The 14,875-nt window shown below is 36.7% G+C and carries 15 protein-coding genes, 1 tRNA gene and 2 pseudogenes; 13 read left to right on the top strand and 5 right to left on the bottom strand.

What is annotated here, in order from left to right:
* Positions 1 to 51 precede the first annotated feature (51 nt).
* A complete protein-coding gene (locus J4T77_RS01860; RefSeq protein ID WP_223823080.1) occupies positions 52 to 654 on the top strand; it encodes a hypothetical protein in 603 nt (200 codons plus the stop codon).
* On the opposite strand, the pseudogene J4T77_RS01855 reads toward J4T77_RS01860, so the two are convergent.
* Positions 629 to 1,458 (bottom strand): annotated as a pseudogene (locus tag J4T77_RS01855) (IS5 family transposase). The gene J4T77_RS01860 and the pseudogene J4T77_RS01855 overlap by 26 nt on opposite strands.
* Before the next feature lie 46 nt (positions 1,459 to 1,504).
* On the opposite strand from J4T77_RS01855, the pseudogene J4T77_RS01850 reads away from it, so the two are divergent.
* From J4T77_RS01850 to J4T77_RS01835, 4 genes and pseudogenes are all read left to right on the top strand, one after another.
* Positions 1,505 to 1,783, top strand: a pseudogene (locus J4T77_RS01850) (hypothetical protein); the annotation flags it as partial.
* Positions 1,784 to 2,138: 355 nt separating this feature from the next.
* The gene (locus J4T77_RS01845) at positions 2,139 to 3,341 is read left to right on the top strand and encodes a multidrug effflux MFS transporter (protein ID WP_458695075.1); all 1,203 of its coding nucleotides are present in this window, start codon (positions 2,139 to 2,141) and stop codon (positions 3,339 to 3,341) included.
* A gap of 133 nt (positions 3,342 to 3,474) precedes the next feature.
* The gene (locus J4T77_RS01840) at positions 3,475 to 3,639 is read left to right on the top strand and encodes a hypothetical protein (RefSeq protein WP_233641086.1); all 165 of its coding nucleotides are present in this window, start codon (positions 3,475 to 3,477) and stop codon (positions 3,637 to 3,639) included.
* Positions 3,609 to 4,961: an ankyrin repeat domain-containing protein gene (locus J4T77_RS01835; RefSeq protein ID WP_233641160.1), complete on the top strand. Its 1,353-nt coding sequence runs from the start codon at positions 3,609 to 3,611 to the stop codon at positions 4,959 to 4,961. Before J4T77_RS01840 ends, J4T77_RS01835 begins: the two co-directional genes overlap by 31 nt.
* Positions 4,962 to 4,986: 25 nt before the next feature.
* Here J4T77_RS01835 and J4T77_RS01830 read toward each other — a convergent pair whose 3' ends face one another.
* Together J4T77_RS01830 and tkt are read right to left on the bottom strand one after the other, a co-directional pair.
* Complete coding sequence (locus J4T77_RS01830; RefSeq protein WP_138264940.1) at positions 4,987 to 5,193, bottom strand: hypothetical protein; 207 nt, start codon at positions 5,191 to 5,193, stop codon at positions 4,987 to 4,989.
* Positions 5,194 to 5,210: 17 nt separating this feature from the next.
* Complete coding sequence (gene tkt / locus J4T77_RS01825; RefSeq protein ID WP_190321202.1) at positions 5,211 to 7,283, bottom strand: transketolase; 2,073 nt, start codon at positions 7,281 to 7,283, stop codon at positions 5,211 to 5,213.
* A gap of 113 nt (positions 7,284 to 7,396) precedes the next feature.
* Between tkt and rpsD the strand changes: the two genes are divergently transcribed.
* The 8 genes from rpsD (at position 7,397) to J4T77_RS01785 (ending at position 12,216) form a co-directional block, all read left to right on the top strand.
* Positions 7,397 to 8,011 (top strand): 30S ribosomal protein S4, encoded by a 615-nt coding sequence (gene rpsD / locus J4T77_RS01820; protein ID WP_010962555.1) that lies wholly within the window; start codon positions 7,397 to 7,399, stop codon positions 8,009 to 8,011.
* Between the two features lie 9 nt (positions 8,012 to 8,020).
* Positions 8,021 to 8,107 (top strand) — tRNA-Leu (locus J4T77_RS01815).
* Between the two features lie 30 nt (positions 8,108 to 8,137).
* Complete coding sequence (iscX, locus tag J4T77_RS01810; protein WP_190321203.1) at positions 8,138 to 8,338, top strand: Fe-S cluster assembly protein IscX; 201 nt, start codon at positions 8,138 to 8,140, stop codon at positions 8,336 to 8,338.
* Positions 8,339 to 8,784: 446 nt separating this feature from the next.
* The gene (locus J4T77_RS01805) at positions 8,785 to 9,126 is read left to right on the top strand and encodes a DUF721 domain-containing protein (RefSeq protein ID WP_010082513.1); all 342 of its coding nucleotides are present in this window, start codon (positions 8,785 to 8,787) and stop codon (positions 9,124 to 9,126) included.
* A 37-nt stretch (positions 9,127 to 9,163) separates the two neighbouring features.
* Positions 9,164 to 9,478 (top strand): 50S ribosomal protein L28, encoded by a 315-nt coding sequence (gene rpmB, locus J4T77_RS01800; protein ID WP_006279619.1) that lies wholly within the window; start codon positions 9,164 to 9,166, stop codon positions 9,476 to 9,478.
* The gene (gene lipA / locus J4T77_RS01795; RefSeq protein ID WP_190321204.1) at positions 9,471 to 10,334 is read left to right on the top strand and encodes a lipoyl synthase; all 864 of its coding nucleotides are present in this window, start codon (positions 9,471 to 9,473) and stop codon (positions 10,332 to 10,334) included. Before rpmB ends, lipA begins: the two co-directional genes overlap by 8 nt.
* A gap of 53 nt (positions 10,335 to 10,387) precedes the next feature.
* Entirely contained in the window at positions 10,388 to 11,104 is a 717-nt protein-coding gene (ubiE, locus tag J4T77_RS01790; protein ID WP_010962557.1) for a bifunctional demethylmenaquinone methyltransferase/2-methoxy-6-polyprenyl-1,4-benzoquinol methylase UbiE, read from the top strand.
* The gene (locus J4T77_RS01785; RefSeq protein WP_010962558.1) at positions 11,101 to 12,216 is read left to right on the top strand and encodes an FtsW/RodA/SpoVE family cell cycle protein; all 1,116 of its coding nucleotides are present in this window, start codon (positions 11,101 to 11,103) and stop codon (positions 12,214 to 12,216) included. Before ubiE ends, J4T77_RS01785 begins: the two co-directional genes overlap by 4 nt.
* A gap of 370 nt (positions 12,217 to 12,586) precedes the next feature.
* On the opposite strand, the gene J4T77_RS01780 is transcribed toward J4T77_RS01785, so the two are convergent.
* Positions 12,587 to 13,327 (bottom strand): Rpn family recombination-promoting nuclease/putative transposase, encoded by a 741-nt coding sequence (locus tag J4T77_RS01780; RefSeq protein WP_233641085.1) that lies wholly within the window; start codon positions 13,325 to 13,327, stop codon positions 12,587 to 12,589.
* On the bottom strand, positions 13,324 to 14,871 hold the full coding sequence (gene ltrA, locus J4T77_RS01775; protein ID WP_233641084.1) for a group II intron reverse transcriptase/maturase: 1,548 nt from the start codon (positions 14,869 to 14,871) through the stop codon (positions 13,324 to 13,326). Before ltrA ends, J4T77_RS01780 begins: the two co-directional genes overlap by 4 nt.
* Positions 14,872 to 14,875 lie beyond the last annotated feature (4 nt).

Genomic DNA, 14,875 nt, shown 5'->3' with positions numbered 1-14,875 from the left:
ATAAAGTAAGTGCTAGAATTAATATACAGGTATTAATGGTAGAGATATAACATGTCAAAGGAAATGGTCAATGCGTTGAAAGCTGAAGTGAAGAAGCTCAAATATGCTGATTTCAAAGCTAACACTTGGGACGAAGTAATTTCTGGTGAGGGAACATATAAGGATCTTAATAGAACACACGGCCTTGCTATTAACGGACAAAAAATAACTAACGAATTTATTAACAATCTGTATTCAAAACATAAAAATCTAATTCTACGGGATGAAAACGGAAAAGGGAATTATCGTCCATTTCTCAGACAAATTTTTACAGAAATGTTTAAACACGTTGGTGCAACAATTCCCAATAACTCTGTTATTGAGGAGTTAATAAATAACTATTATCAGGGCGGATATACTCATTTTCTTCCTAATGATATGAGTCAAGCTCTTGGATCTTTTCATTTGTCAACGCAAAGCAACTGTATGACAAGAGAGTATATTATGGATTGTCGTGAACCCAATTGTATAAAGCTTAGTTTTAGCATGAAATATACAAAAATGCTTAACTATGATGATTGTACATATATCGAAACACCAGGTTTTTGCAGTTCAGCGGAGTTTAGAGGTTGTCCGGAAACTAGTAAATTCAAGCATATTCCCTCTTTAACATAACCCTACTCATAGCTAGGTATATGAAATTCTCAGTGGATGTTGTGAGTAAATCATACTCCTTCGATAGCCTTCTATTCCTATTAACCCAAGCAAAAGTCCTTTCTACAACCCATCTTCTTGGCTGTACTTTAAACCCTTGTTCTCTTGTTGGTAGTAGCTCAGGTGGCGTATCTTTGTGCACCCAAAATCTACATGGAGGCCTTTTAACAATTTCAATATCTATGTCATATTCTTCCTTTATGTGATTCTTTAAATTTCTTCCTTGGTATCCCATGTCAGCCCACATTTTTTAACTTTAGTATATTTTGTTCTCATATTGTTTAATGCTATTTTAATACCATCTCTATCATTTTCGTTAGCAGCGCCTACGTAACAACCTAGTATAAAACCCTGAGTGTCTGTAATTATATGCCTTTTTCTACCCTTTACTTTTTACTTCCATCATAGCTTTGATCCCCCCTTTTCTGTAGTCTTTACAGATTGACTATCTACTATACAGGCACTCGGCTGCTCATTCTTTCCTATTTTTCTTCTACTATATTTTGTAATTTCATAATTCATTTTCTCAAAAATTCCCTGCTTCTTCCATTGCCTGAACTGCTCATACACAGTCTTCCATAGCGGAAAATCATTTGGTAAATACCGCCATTGACACCCTGTACGCAATACATAGAAAATTGCTTCTAATATTTCTTTTTTGCTATACTTTGGCAGCCTTCCTCCTTTCTTGTATGATACTCTGAAGTGTTTTTCTATTCTTGCCCATTCCCTTTCGCTTAGATCTGTTGGATACTTTTTTCTCATCTTTACCCCGTACTAAAATTTCAGATATTATAGCCTTTTACTTGTTTCCGGACAACCTCTAAAACTGAAATGTGAAGATAAAAATGTAACATATGAAGATGGTAAAGTACTTCTTACCATTCCTAAAGAGCTAAAAAACTACAAAGTAAGTGGTAAGAATTTGTTTGATGTTATTGTTGAATATTTTCAGAAGCTTTGCGAAAAATTGGGCTTTAAATTTGAGACAAAAGTGGAACATAGCCTTGGTGAACCACTAAAGGTAGTAAGTGAGGCAAATGCATCTTCTGTTGAAGACTTAAAGCTTAAAGTGAATAATCAAAGGTAAGATATTGAAATTCGTGCTTTTCATGATTTTAGCTTAAGATTTCAGTGTCAAAGCACATAACTGTACGAACATTGTGATTTGAATCCACTAGGAGGGTGTCATCTAAGTAGCCTCCTTCTCCTGTCATCCCAGTGCCATGACTACTTGGATCCAGAAACTTAATTGCAAGTAAGTAAACTGCTTTGATGAAATTGTATAATGGAAACTAGATCCAAGTAGTCATGGCACTGCCCTACTGGATAGAGCCTTCACAGGCTTTTTCTTGAATAGCTACTCTTAATTTCAGTAGTTAATTTAATATACTAATGAAAAAAATACATTATAATTAAGTATATTTAATCCAGTAAATCATTAAGTGAAAACAGCTCTTTCGCAAAATATCATCTCTCTTATTATGATATTGTCTGTAGCAATTGTCGATATGGCAACTGACCTATACTCAGTTGCACTATCAAGCATTGCCAATTATTTTAAAGTAGAAGGCAGTGTAGTGCAGCTTACAATTAGCTTAAATCTAGTTGGATTTGCGGTATCTGGCTTAATTTATGGTCCATTATCGGACCATTATGGTAGGCGTCCAATGATGCTGATTGGTATGACAATTTTTACTTTGGCAAGTGTCATGTGTTATATAGCCGACAGTATTATGCTCTTGATACTAATTCGCTTCATACAAGGGGCAGGAGCTGGTGTTGCAGGTGTTGTTGGGTATGCAGCAATAAGGGATATGTACTCGGGTAGTGAATACTCGAGAGTAATTTCAAAATTAAATATGGTTGTGGCACTCTCACCTGGAATAGCTCCAGTGGTGGGCAGTTATATAATTTCACATGGGTATCATTGGAAATTTTTGTTTTTTATTATGTCACTCGCGGCAATTGCTATACTTATTTTTATCTACTTTAAGTTACAAGAAACACTCACTGTAAATAAAAATGAAACCAGTATAACTAACATAACTACTAATATCTTCAAGCAATATATATCAATATTTAGAAATTATCGTTTCCTTGGGTTTTCAGCCATTCATGGATTAACTTTCATGTGGCTTTGGGCATACATTGCTAACTACCCGTTCATATTTGAATCGATGGGCATTGAAGTACAGTATTTTGGCTACCTCATATCGATCATAGTCATATTCTACATAATTGGAACTTTAATTAATAGAAGGTATGTACCAAAAGTAGGGGTTAGCAAAATGCTAATAATAGGTTTGGTGTTACCGATAATATCCGATAGTTTATTGGTATATTTTTATTTCGCGGACAAGTTGAATATATTCATTCTTCAAACTGCTTGGATTCCAGCCAATATCGGACTTGCATTAATAATAAGCAATAACGTAACTTCTGCTTTAGAAACGATCAAAGGTATAGGGCTTGGTAGTGCAGTCCTCTCATTCTGCAATATGATGTTTGGGGCTATTGGAATATATATAGTAGGAAAATTTTTTCGCTATGGTATTTTACCAAATTTACTATTAACAATAGCATGCTCTACAATTGCGATTCTTATGTACAGCCAGCTCAAATGTACTGAAAAACACAGGGAATAACCATTATTTGCGTGATCCAGAGCTCATGGGTTATTAATGACTTTATCATGATAATATAATTTTACAGGGGGTGAGAGCTCATAGATTATTAACGACTTTATCATAACAATATAGTTTTACAAAGAGGTGTAGGATGAGTAATTCACAAAGTAGAGATAATTTTTTTAAGGCTGTTGAAAGAGGTGATATTGATGCAGTAAACCGTCTAATAAGTGAAGGAGCAGATGTTAAGGTAGAAAATGATAAAGAGGAGAGACTCCTTTACATATTGCTGCTGTATGGGGCCATAAAGAGGTAGTAGAAGCTCTATTGGACAAAGGGGCAAATGTTAATGCAGAAGATGAAGAGGGAAACACTCCCTTAGTTTTAACTACTGACGAAGAAATAAAAACTCTATTACAAAGCACAGCTAAATTACTTGAGGTTGCTAAAAGCGGTAATATTCAGGAAGTAAACAGTCTAATAAGTGAAGGAGCAAAGGTTAATGTAAAAGATCAAGATAACAAGACTCCTCTACATTGGGCTGCTGAAAAGGGCCATAAAGAGGTAGTAGAAGCCCTACTGAAAGTAAATGGGATCAATGTTAATGCAACAGATTGGTTGCAAGAAACTCCTTTACATTTAGCTGCTGTAAAGAACCATAAAGAGGTAGTAGAAGCCCTATTGGGAAAAGATGGAATCAATGTTAATTTACCAAATAACAAGAAAGATACTCCTTTACATTCTGTTCTTAAAAAGGACAACATAGATATAAATGTATTGAACGCTCTACTGGGAGCAGAAGGAATCAACGTTAATGCACAAGATGAATATGGCGAAACTCCTTTACATTTGGTCCTTAAAAAGGGCAATATAGATATAAATGTATTGAACGCTCTACTGGGAGCAAAAGAAATCAATGTTAATGCACAAGATAAAGATGACAGGACTCCTTTGCATTTGGCTGCTAAAAAGGACAACATAGATATAAATGTATTGAACGCTCTACTGGGAGCAGAAGGAATCGATGTTAATATAAAAGATAAACTTGCAGAACAGACTCCTTTACATTGGGCCGTTGTAAAGGGCCATAAAGAGGCAGTAGAAGCCCTATTGGGAAAAGATGGAATCGATGTTAATATAGAAGATAAACATGGAAACACTCCTTTCAAATTAGCCACTGATGAAGGAATAAAAACTCTATTGCAACCCGCAGAAAAATCTGATGATGGTTCAGCGGGTGGATCATCGACAGATAGTGAAGGGGGTCAAGAGGAAGAAAAACGAGTAGGTGATGATACTGAACTACAATCAGATAATAGCAAAGAAGGGGAAAAAACCAGCACCACCAGTGCAGAACAAGGAACTGATGTACAAGACAACGATGTAGGTCCTGTTGCTTCCACAGAACCTGCACAAACAGAAGAACAGCCGAGCTCTTTTTTTGGTAGTTTGTTTAGTATACTTATGAAGCCTTTTTCATTAATTGCATCATTTTTTGGTGGTTTTTTTTCATGGTTGTTTGGGTCTGACGAAGAAAAGTCTGACACACAACCTTATGATGATTCTTCTTCACCTGGGGTCGATCAATCAGTTGAACAAAATAATGGTGATCATAATGACCAGAGCAATGTGATTTGATAGTGATCTTCTACCGGAAAAGGTGTCATCCCAGTGCTTGACACTGGGATCCAGGAAACTTAATTGCAAGTAATGCATTGGGTTTGGTGAGTATGGGTTTTGCGTTATAGAATGAAGCACTTTTGGTGAATTTGTAAAGAAAACTAGATGCCAGTGTCAAGTGCTGGAATGACATCATCTTGGATGGAAATAACGTCACGTACTGGGATGACAAAGAAGAGTGGGCTTTCATATGGTTATGCAAGAAGTCTACTGAATGTAAACCAGTTTCTCACACACACATTTTACCACATGATCTGCGCTGATATTAAAATGCTCATAGAGTGTTTTATAAGGTGCTGATTCTCCGAAGCTTTTCATGCCAATAAATATACCGTTTGAACCTATATATTTATGCCAACCCATTTCACTTCCGGCTTCAATTGCAACTTTAATGCTGTCATTATTTAATATTGCCGCTTTATATTCATCGCTTTGCTCGTCAAAAAGCCTCCAGCATGGCATAGAAACAATCCTTGTACCTATACCCTTTTCCTGCAATTTCTCCCTTGCTTCAACTGCAATTTCAACCTCGGACCCCGTAGCAAATATCGTCACTTTTAATTCTTTTGAACATTCACACAAAATATATGCACCAAACTTCGATAAATTAGCAGATTGATCGATATCAGAGTAGAACTTGCGCATGTAACTTACGTTTTGCCTTGAGAGCGCAAACAGTGCTGGAGATTCTTTCTTTTCGAGTGCAATGCTAACACACTCCAGAGTTTCAACTGCATCGGCTGGACTAAAAACATATAGATTTGGTATAGCACGCAAAGAGGCTAAATGCTCTATTGGCTGATGAGTCGGGCCATCTTCTCCCACTCCAATTGAGTCGTGAGTCATGACATATATAACCTGCTGCTTCATCAGAGCTGAAAGACGTATAGCAGGACGACAATAGTCGGAAAATACCAAAAAAGTGCCGCCATAAGGAAGAATCGCGCCGTGAAGTGCCATACCATTCATACATGCTGCCATAGCGTGCTCTCTCACTCCATAGTGGACATAAGAGCCACTATAATTATTGCTATTTATTACCTGCATGTGCTCATATTTAGTGCAATTTGACCCGGTAAGATCAGCAGAACCGCCGATTAATTCCGGCATAGACTCAGTTAAAAGTTCCATTACTCTGCCGAAAGAAGATCGAGTAGCTTCGTTTGGCATTAGCTCACATATTTGTTTCTTCAGGTCAGCTAAAACACCAGCGATATTCTCTGGTAGATGTTTATCTAACCGTCTTTGAAGTTCTGCATGATACCCTGTCATCCCAGCATTCTCTTCTGTCATCCCAGTACTCTCTCTTGTCATCCCAGTGCTTGACACTGGGATCCATTCTTTTTCTTCTTTCCTGGATTCCAGCGTCATGCGCTGGAATGACATCGTGTAGTTTTGTTTTGCTCTCTCAACAGTTTTCTTCCAGGCATTTTTCACATCTTCTGGTACATGGAATGGTTCATAATTCCAGTTTAATTTCTCTCTCATCTGTTTTATGTCTTCCTCCGAAAAAGCACCACTGTGAGCAGAGGATGTGCCAGCACGGCTTGAAAATTTTCCGATAATAGTTTTGCAGCAGATCATTGTAGGTTTATCAGACTTTTTTGCTTGCTCTATTGCAAGGGATATGGCATCAAAATCATGGCCATCAATTTTGTCAACATTCCATCCATACGCTAAGAAGCGTTTCTCTACATCGTCAGAACAGGAAAGGCAAGTAGCGCCATCTATAGAAATATCATTATCATCAAAAAGAGCTATAAGCTTATTCAATTTAAGATGCCCAGCAAGTGATGCTGCTTCATGGCTTATTCCTTCCATAAGACAGCCATCCCCTAGCATCACATAAGTGTAGTGATTGATTCTAAACTGCTTTTCAAGTATCGATTCAGCAAGTGCCATGCCAACAGCAGCGGCAAACCCCTGACCGAGCGGGCCTGTTGTTGCCTCTACCCCGGAAGTCAAGCCGAACTCTGGATGACCTGGGGTCTTGGATCCCATTTGTCTGAAGTTTTTTAGCTCATCTACGCTAATATAACCTGTCAAATATAATATTGAGTATAGTAACATTGACCCATGACCGTTTGATAAAACAAAGCGATCTCTATTGAACCATTTAGAATCATCAGGATTATGATTCAGATATTTAGCAAACAAAACAGTTGCAACATCTGCCATGCCAAGTGGCATACCTGGGTGTCCAGAGTTTGCTTTTTGTACTGCATCAATTGATAAAAAACGGATGGCGTTTGCCATAGATTTTAAATGTGAATGATTCATGTGTTAATAGAAAAACTTAAAAATGAAGTATAAAAGATTATATCAGCAAAAACAAGTTGACACTGAGTGCTAAAATCCTTAATAATCTAAAGTTAAATCGTGAGAGTTTTTATATGACAACTGTTATCACTAGAAAGTATAGGATTAGCCGTAGACTTGGTGTAAATTTATGGGGTAGAGCTAAAGACCCAGTAAACAAAAGGAAATACCCTCCAGGTCAACATGGTATTCTTGGATTCAAGAAGTTATCCGACTTTGGTAAGCAGTTTGCTGCGCATAAGAAATTTAAGTTTTACTATGCGATTTCAAGTAAGCAGCTCAGACGTACATTTTTAGATGCTTATAACAGAAAGGGTTATACGGCTGATAATTTTATCGGTATCTTAGAATCGAGATTAAGTTCTGTTTTATACCACTCTGGTCTTGTTCCAACAATTTACTCAGCAAAGCAGCTCATATCTCACAAGCACGTTACAGTTAATGATAAGGTGGTTAACATATCGAGTTATCGAGTGAAGCCAGGTGATATAATAAAAATAAGAGAAAGGGCAGCAAAAATCCCTGTAGTAGTAGAGGCTGAACAAAAACAAGAGCGCAAGGCTCCGGATTATTTAGAAGCAGATAGTAAAGAGCATTCAGTGAAGTATTTGAGGTCACCTCAATATTCTGAGGTTCCTTATTCAGCAGACATGGAAGTCAATTTAGTAGTAGAGTTTTACTCTAGATAGATAAAAAAAGCCCGTGTGGCGGAATCGGTAGACGCAGCGGACTTAAAATCCGTGGGTTTTGCGACCTTGGGAGTTCAAGTCTCCCCATGGGCACCAATTTAACTTAGCAGATAAATACAAAAAAGTATGAAATGGCTTGATATAGAAGATATTGTAGAAGCTCTGGAAGAAAAATTTCCAGATGAGAATATAATTAGTATTAGATTGACTGAGCTTAAAAAAAAGGTATTGAGTTTAGAGGAATTTGATGATGATGAAAAACGCTGTAACGAAAAAATACTCGAAGCTATTCAAGCAGCTTGGATTGAGGAAAGATTAACTGCATAGCAATAAACCATACGCAAACGTGATTTCTATTGCAATTTGCATATTGATTATGCTATTTTTTGGATCTAGCCTGGCAAGTTAATAATAATTTAACCAATTACAATTAAAACAGCTATAAGGTTAATTATGAGGCAAAACAAAAATTTTTGAATGGAACGATCTTGACAAGTGCTACGTTGAGATAAATTTTGCATAAAAATACTGCTTTTACGGTGTGAGGCCAGAGAGTAGAGCCTTTGTAAAGCAGTTAGAAGGTTGTCATCTAAGTAGCGTGACCAGAGCTAGATTCCGCGAACACGCCGCGGAATGACGACTATGCAATATGCGTTGCGGAGTGACGATTATGGTCATACCGTCACGGTATCTCACAAACATGTAGCAGTAATGACAAAATCTCAAGTTATATGTATACTTTTATATTATCTACTTACTAAAAAAACAGAAAAATGCTCAAACGTAGCGGTCCAAAAAAATTAAAGTCTATAATTGAAAACTATGCATTAAAATGCATGAAAAATAAGATTAGTAAAAATGAAATACGTCTTATTTTAAACTGGCGAAATATAGTAGGGAAAGAAATAGCAGAGTGTACAAAACCGAAAAAGATCTCATATGCACAGAATATAAATTCGGGTGTGTTGCATCTGGTAGTAACAAATGGCAGCAAAGCATTGGAAATTCAGCATATGATTTCTCTTATAATAGAAAAAATTACGATATTTTTTGGTTATAAAGCAGTATATGGTATAAAAATTAAGCAAGAGAGTATTGACTATTTGACTATATAAGGTAATCTAAGTACATAGAATAATTTGGTATATTGAAGTGAGTAGAGTTTGTGAATTAACAAATAGAAAAAAATCTTTTGGTAATAAGGTATCACATTCGAATCGTAAAACAAAGCGTACCTTTCTTTTAAATTTACATAAGGTTACGTTGACAAGTGATATATTGAATAAAAAGTTTAGATTTCGTGTGGCAACAAGAACTTTGAGAACTATAGATTACAAAGGTGATTTAGATGCTTTTTTGCTCAACACAAGAACGATTAAACTAAGTGAGAAAGCGCAGAAGATAAAAAGAAGGTTGAAAAAAGTTTTAGTAAAGCAAGAGGTAGAGTTAGCAGTTTCAGATGCATAGCAAACCTCAATGGCTCAGAGCAAAAGCTCCGACCGGTGAAGTATTCAATGAGACCTTAAACATCGTTAAACTGCATAACTTGCATACAGTGTGCGAAGAGGCTGTATGTCCAAACATTGGTGAATGTTGGAATAAACGTCATGCTACTGTGATGATTCTCGGTTCTGTTTGCACTCGTGCTTGTGCATTTTGCAACGTTGCAACTGGCATTCCTGATAAACTAGATCCTCATGAACCAGAAAATTTAGCAAAAGCAATAAAAAAGTTAAACTTAAAACATGTTGTCATTACTTCCGTTGATCGTGATGATTTGCCAGATGGTGGCGCAAATCAGTTTATACAGTGCATAGAAGAAATTAGAAAGATAACTTCAGAAACAACAATAGAGATTTTAACTCCTGATTTTTTAAATAAGAAAGGAGCATTTGAAGCAATCGCTGTTGCATCACCTGATGTCTATAACCACAATATTGAAACAGTGCCGAGATTGTATGCAAAAATAAGACCACGAGCTCGCTATTTTCATTCACTATATTTGTTGAAGATGGTAAAGCAGATTAATCCTAAAGTTTTCACAAAGTCAGGGCTTATGGTTGGTCTTGGAGAAACAAAAGAGGAAATACTTCAGGTTATGGACGATTTGCGCAGTGCTGAGGTTGATTTTATTACAATTGGTCAATATCTACAACCAACTCCAAAACATGCAAAACTTGATAGGTATGTTACCCCAGAAGAGTTTGAGCATTATAAATACATTGCTTACTCCAAAGGTTTCTTAGTGGTTGCATCAAGCCCACTAACTCGGTCATCATACCACGCTGAAGAAGATTTTAACAGGCTCAAGGCCTGTCGTTGACATTTGTGTTAATTCAAATTAATTTTTACTAATTATAAAGGAGTTTTTACGTAATGTCTACTATAAAAATCGAGAAGAAATCACAATTAGTTAAAGAGGTATTCGATTCCGTGGCAAGTCGCTACGACACCATGAATGATATAATGAGCCTCGGAATGCACAGATTATGGAAAGATAAGATGGTAAATAGTGTGCATTTTACAAAAAACTCTAAGGTTTTAGATGTTGCTGGAGGAACTGGAGATATAGCAATAAGAGTAGTAAGAAAAGAGCCAAGTGCTAAGGTTACAGTATGCGATATAAATCAAAACATGCTAAACAGAGGACGTGATAAAGCTATAAATTCAAACCAAATTAATTTTGATTGGGTATGTGCAAGTGCAGAAAGTTTACCATTTGAAGACTCCGAATTTGATTATTGCACAATAGCTTTTGGCATTCGAAATGTTTCTGACCGCAAGAAGGCTTTAAATGAGGCGCACAGGGTATTAAAACCACATGGGAAATTTATCTGCTTAGAATTTGCCCCTATGCACTATCAAAATGAGATATTTACCAAACTTTATGACTTATATTCATTTAAAGTAATTCCTAAAATTGGCAGCATAGTTGCTAAAGACAAGAGTTCTTATGAATATTTAGTGAGGAGCATTAGAGAGTTTCCAACTCAGGCTGATTTTAAAATGGAAATTGAAGAGGTAGGCTTTAAGAATGTTGAGTTTCATAATATGAGCTATGGAATAGTGGCATTACACATTGGAACAAAATGAATATTAAACTCTGGTATAGAACGCTGGATTATTATCTCATCCTTCCAGTGTTTTTTTTGCTCACTATAAGCTTCATTCTTGTTTATTCAGCAAGCCCTGTAATTGCGCAGCGTCTTTCTCTACCACAGGATTATTTTATACGGCGCCATACAATTTATATAGTCCTGTCACTAATTACCTTGGTGACATTTTCTTTTCTCAACACAAGAACTATACTTAACCTCTCATTCGCAGGTTTCGCTTTATTTACTATTCTAGTAGCAACTGCGATAATACTTGGTATAGAGGTAAAAGGTGCGAAACGATGGTTACATATTGTCAAAATTTCTGTTCAACCATCTGAGTTCGTAAGGCCATTTTTTTCTGTTGTTATAGCTAGTATCTTGGCCAGCGAAATGAAGTTTAAAATACACATATCAATCATAATATTTCTGTTAGTTTTTGTGTTGTTACTTTTGCAACCTGATTTCAGTATGTCTATGCTTTTAACATATTCTTTTATCGGTCAAATGTTTATTGCATGTATACCATTTTTATACTTTCTATGCATAATAGGAATGGCCACAACTGGAACTACAATAGCTTACTTATGCCTCCCACATATAAAGCAAAGGATTTACAATTTTGTCTTTTTTACGCAGCGCGATAACTTTCAAGTCACAAAATCATTAGAAGCATTCAAAAGAGGTCAATTAACTGGAGTTGGACCTGGTGAAGGTAGCGTAAAAGCCTCTCTTCCTGATTGTCATACAGATTTTGTGTTTTCTGTTTTAGCAGAAGAATTTGGTTTGATTACGTGCTTAGCCACATTGATGTTATTTGGCATCATTTCCGCCCGCTTGCTTTACATTGCATATAGGGAAAATGAATTATTTAATCTGTTGGTGATTCTCGGTATCTCAATGCAATTCATCACACAATTCATAATAAACATAGGGGTAACATTGAGTGTTTTTCCTACCACCGGCATAACCCTGCCGTTACTTAGCTATGGTGGTTCTTCTCTTTTATCTTCGAGCATCGCACTTGGCATAATGCTGTCTTTCAGTAGAAACCAAGCTATCGCATTAAAGTTTCGTGAGCGTGTTATGCTTGGAAGGTATATGGACTAAACTTGTACCGCTCACAACTATTATTGGTATCCCTCCAAAATGGGTATCTGTTCAGATGAGTGGCAAAATAAGGTAGACGAGAAAAGCAACTATAGGAACAAATGGGTATCATGCAAGTAGCTGACACTGGTATCCAGTCCTTTTGCACAGTTCCATCAAAAACGTTGTAAAGCGCTTTCGTGTTTACCAACTTAGTGCCCAATCTGGATTCCAGACTGGGATGACAAAAAAAGGAGCACTGGAATTTTTGTTTCAGCATTAGCCATGCATCTGAACAGATACCAGAAAATATTCCACTGACATGCTGAACAACAAATACATCACTATGTCGTTTATCGCAAAAACTTATATTTTTCGTAACCATTCACACTTAATTCTGCAATTCTTTGATCTCACTCATAGAAAGACCAGTAGTTTGAGCTATGATATCAATAGAAACACCTGCTTTAAGTAGATTCTTTGCGACTTCAATTTCCCTCTCTTTTCTACCTTCCTCTTTAGCAAGATCAAGTCTGTATTCAAGAATGGCTTCTTCTTTGCGCAGATCCATTATTCTTTCTTCATAAGTTATTAGATCTTTTTCATTCCAGTGAAACTTATCTAATTCATCATATGCTAGCTTTATTATTGGTGATTTTTCCGCAATTTTTCTGAGATCTTCGTCCGTTGTTTCATCTGCATATTTGAAAAAAAATAGCCAACGGTCTACTACACTTTCTAGTTGTTCTTCTCTACTCTTAGGAAATTTTGGCAGCTCTATGAAGATAAATTGAAAATCTTTTAAGTCATGCTCATTGGTTTTTTCATCTCTTATGGTATGGCTAGATATATAGTCAAGCTTATCAGGGAATAAGGTACAATTTGAAATCGCGATAAAGAAAATCTTCTTTAAATCAACGTATTTACCAGATTTATCAGCTTGTCTTGAGTAAGCCTTAGCAGCATAAAGTTGTGCGCGTTTTTCAAAGCCCTTAGTTTTAGCGACCTGGTTAGGTAAGGAAGTAGTATTGCTACTACTCCCTCCCTTAGAAACGCAGCATGCAGGTTTCTCCACACTACGCTTGAGCCCCTTATCTAAGTCCTTCTTTTCTCGAACCGGCTTGTCCTTCATGATTCCTCAGAAAACATCATTCTTAATGGTGACACCAACAGCAGAGAACCTTCTCTTGAGAAAGAGCTTGCTAACATTTTTGTTTGTTTCACTCTTTCATCAAAATACTTTTTCCATTTTAAGTCAAGTGGATTTGCATCCGCCCTGATTTTAACATGTCGTCTGATAGGTATATCAATCAACCTAAGCAGTCTTAAATACCTTATCTCTTTCGGTTTGTTCTTGCATATGGGTGCAGCAAAGACCCATTGGCGTTGTTTCATTACCTTGAAGTAACGATTCTTTATCCAACGTAATCCTTTACGAGGATGTCTTTTCTTTGCCCATTTCCATAGAGCACACATAATTTCATGGTCTATTTTGTTAAAAGCTCTTTTCGCACACACATGGCTGTAGTAATTTTCCCATCCCCTTAATAGGGAATTGAGCAACTTGATTAGTACGGCCTGAGTGTTCGCTATGTTTGCCTTTATCAATGTACGTGCTTTATTAAGAAGTTTCTTAATACTTTCTTTTGAAGGTTTTATAATTAACTTCTTATTATACCTGCGTACATTACAACCAAGAAAGTCAAACCCTGTTGTAATAGATGTAATTTTTGTTTTCTCTTCGGAAAGGATAAGACCTCTCTCCTGAAGAAAGGACGATACTAGAGGTTTTACTTCATTTTCCAGTACTTCACGTGTGATTCCTGAAATGATAAAGTCATCTGCGTACCTGATTACATTTACTCCACTTCTGATTTTGCTTCTTCTTTTACTGCCAAGTTTACCAAATTGACTTTCCAATGATTTTTCAAGTCCATTTAGGGCTAGATTTGCTAGTATTGGAGAGATGATACTACCTTGTGGGGTACCTGCAGTTGTGGAATACAGAGTTTTTGATTCTAGGAAGCCAGCTTTTAACCAGCTATGAAGAATTTTCTTCTCCATAGGAATATGCTTCATGAGCCATTCATGGTTAATGTTATCAAAACACCCTTTAATATCACCTTCGAGTATCCATTGTAGTTGGTTACGGCTTGCCAGTAACAAGTGGCAAGCCACAGTAGCGTCTGCGCAGGATCTTTTTGGTCTAAAACCATAAGAGTGACGATCACTGATCGTTTCAGCTATCGGTTCCAAAGCAAACAAGTATAATGCTTGCATGGCTCTATCTTTTATCGTAGGGATTCCAAGAGGTCTTCTTTTGCCATTAGACTTACTGATGTATATCCGTTTTAGCGGAGAAGGTTTGTATCCTCTTTGTTTTAATAGCTTTATTCCTTGAAATTTTGTGTTGCAAGTTGACCATATTTGACGATCTACACCTGCTGTGTTTTTTCCTTGGTTTTCAGTTACTCTCTTAACCGCCAAAGCTTTGCCGCTAAAAGAGCGTGTGAGAAGGTGTTGTAAAGTTTTCACCTTACCCCATCTGCCTTGTTGGACAGCCTTAACAATACGCCTCTGTAGCCTCATAACAACTTTTTGGCATTTCTTCCAGGGTAACTGGTTCCATGCTTCGGAGTTATTGGTAGGTGCACTTACAGTTGTACTTGTAATCATCTGC

The sequence above is a fragment of the Wolbachia endosymbiont of Drosophila innubila genome (assembly GCF_021378375.1).
In the GTDB taxonomy this organism is placed as follows: Bacteria; Pseudomonadota; Alphaproteobacteria; order Rickettsiales; family Anaplasmataceae; genus Wolbachia; species Wolbachia pipientis.
Note: the sequence above shows the minus strand (reverse complement) of the source record. Positions and strands in the feature narration are given on the sequence as shown.

Coding starts and splice junctions, on each gene's coding strand:
- tkt (WP_190321202.1), bottom strand. CDS start 7,283: ATGAATCATTCACATTTAAAATCTATGGCAAACGCCATCCGTTTTTTA.
- ubiE (WP_010962557.1), top strand. CDS start 10,388: ATGTCTACTATAAAAATCGAGAAGAAATCACAATTAGTTAAAGAGGTA.
- rpsD (WP_010962555.1), top strand. CDS start 7,397: ATGACAACTGTTATCACTAGAAAGTATAGGATTAGCCGTAGACTTGGT.
- J4T77_RS01840 (WP_233641086.1), top strand. CDS start 3,475: ATGAGTAATTCACAAAGTAGAGATAATTTTTTTAAGGCTGTTGAAAGA.
- iscX (WP_190321203.1), top strand. CDS start 8,138: ATGAAATGGCTTGATATAGAAGATATTGTAGAAGCTCTGGAAGAAAAA.
- J4T77_RS01780 (WP_233641085.1), bottom strand. CDS start 13,327: ATGAAGGACAAGCCGGTTCGAGAAAAGAAGGACTTAGATAAGGGGCTC.
- lipA (WP_190321204.1), top strand. CDS start 9,471: ATGCATAGCAAACCTCAATGGCTCAGAGCAAAAGCTCCGACCGGTGAA.
- J4T77_RS01860 (WP_223823080.1), top strand. CDS start 52: ATGTCAAAGGAAATGGTCAATGCGTTGAAAGCTGAAGTGAAGAAGCTC.
- J4T77_RS01785 (WP_010962558.1), top strand. CDS start 11,101: ATGAATATTAAACTCTGGTATAGAACGCTGGATTATTATCTCATCCTT.
- J4T77_RS01805 (WP_010082513.1), top strand. CDS start 8,785: ATGCTCAAACGTAGCGGTCCAAAAAAATTAAAGTCTATAATTGAAAAC.
- ltrA (WP_233641084.1), bottom strand. CDS start 14,871: ATGATTACAAGTACAACTGTAAGTGCACCTACCAATAACTCCGAAGCA.
- J4T77_RS01830 (WP_138264940.1), bottom strand. CDS start 5,193: ATGAAAGCCCACTCTTCTTTGTCATCCCAGTACGTGACGTTATTTCCA.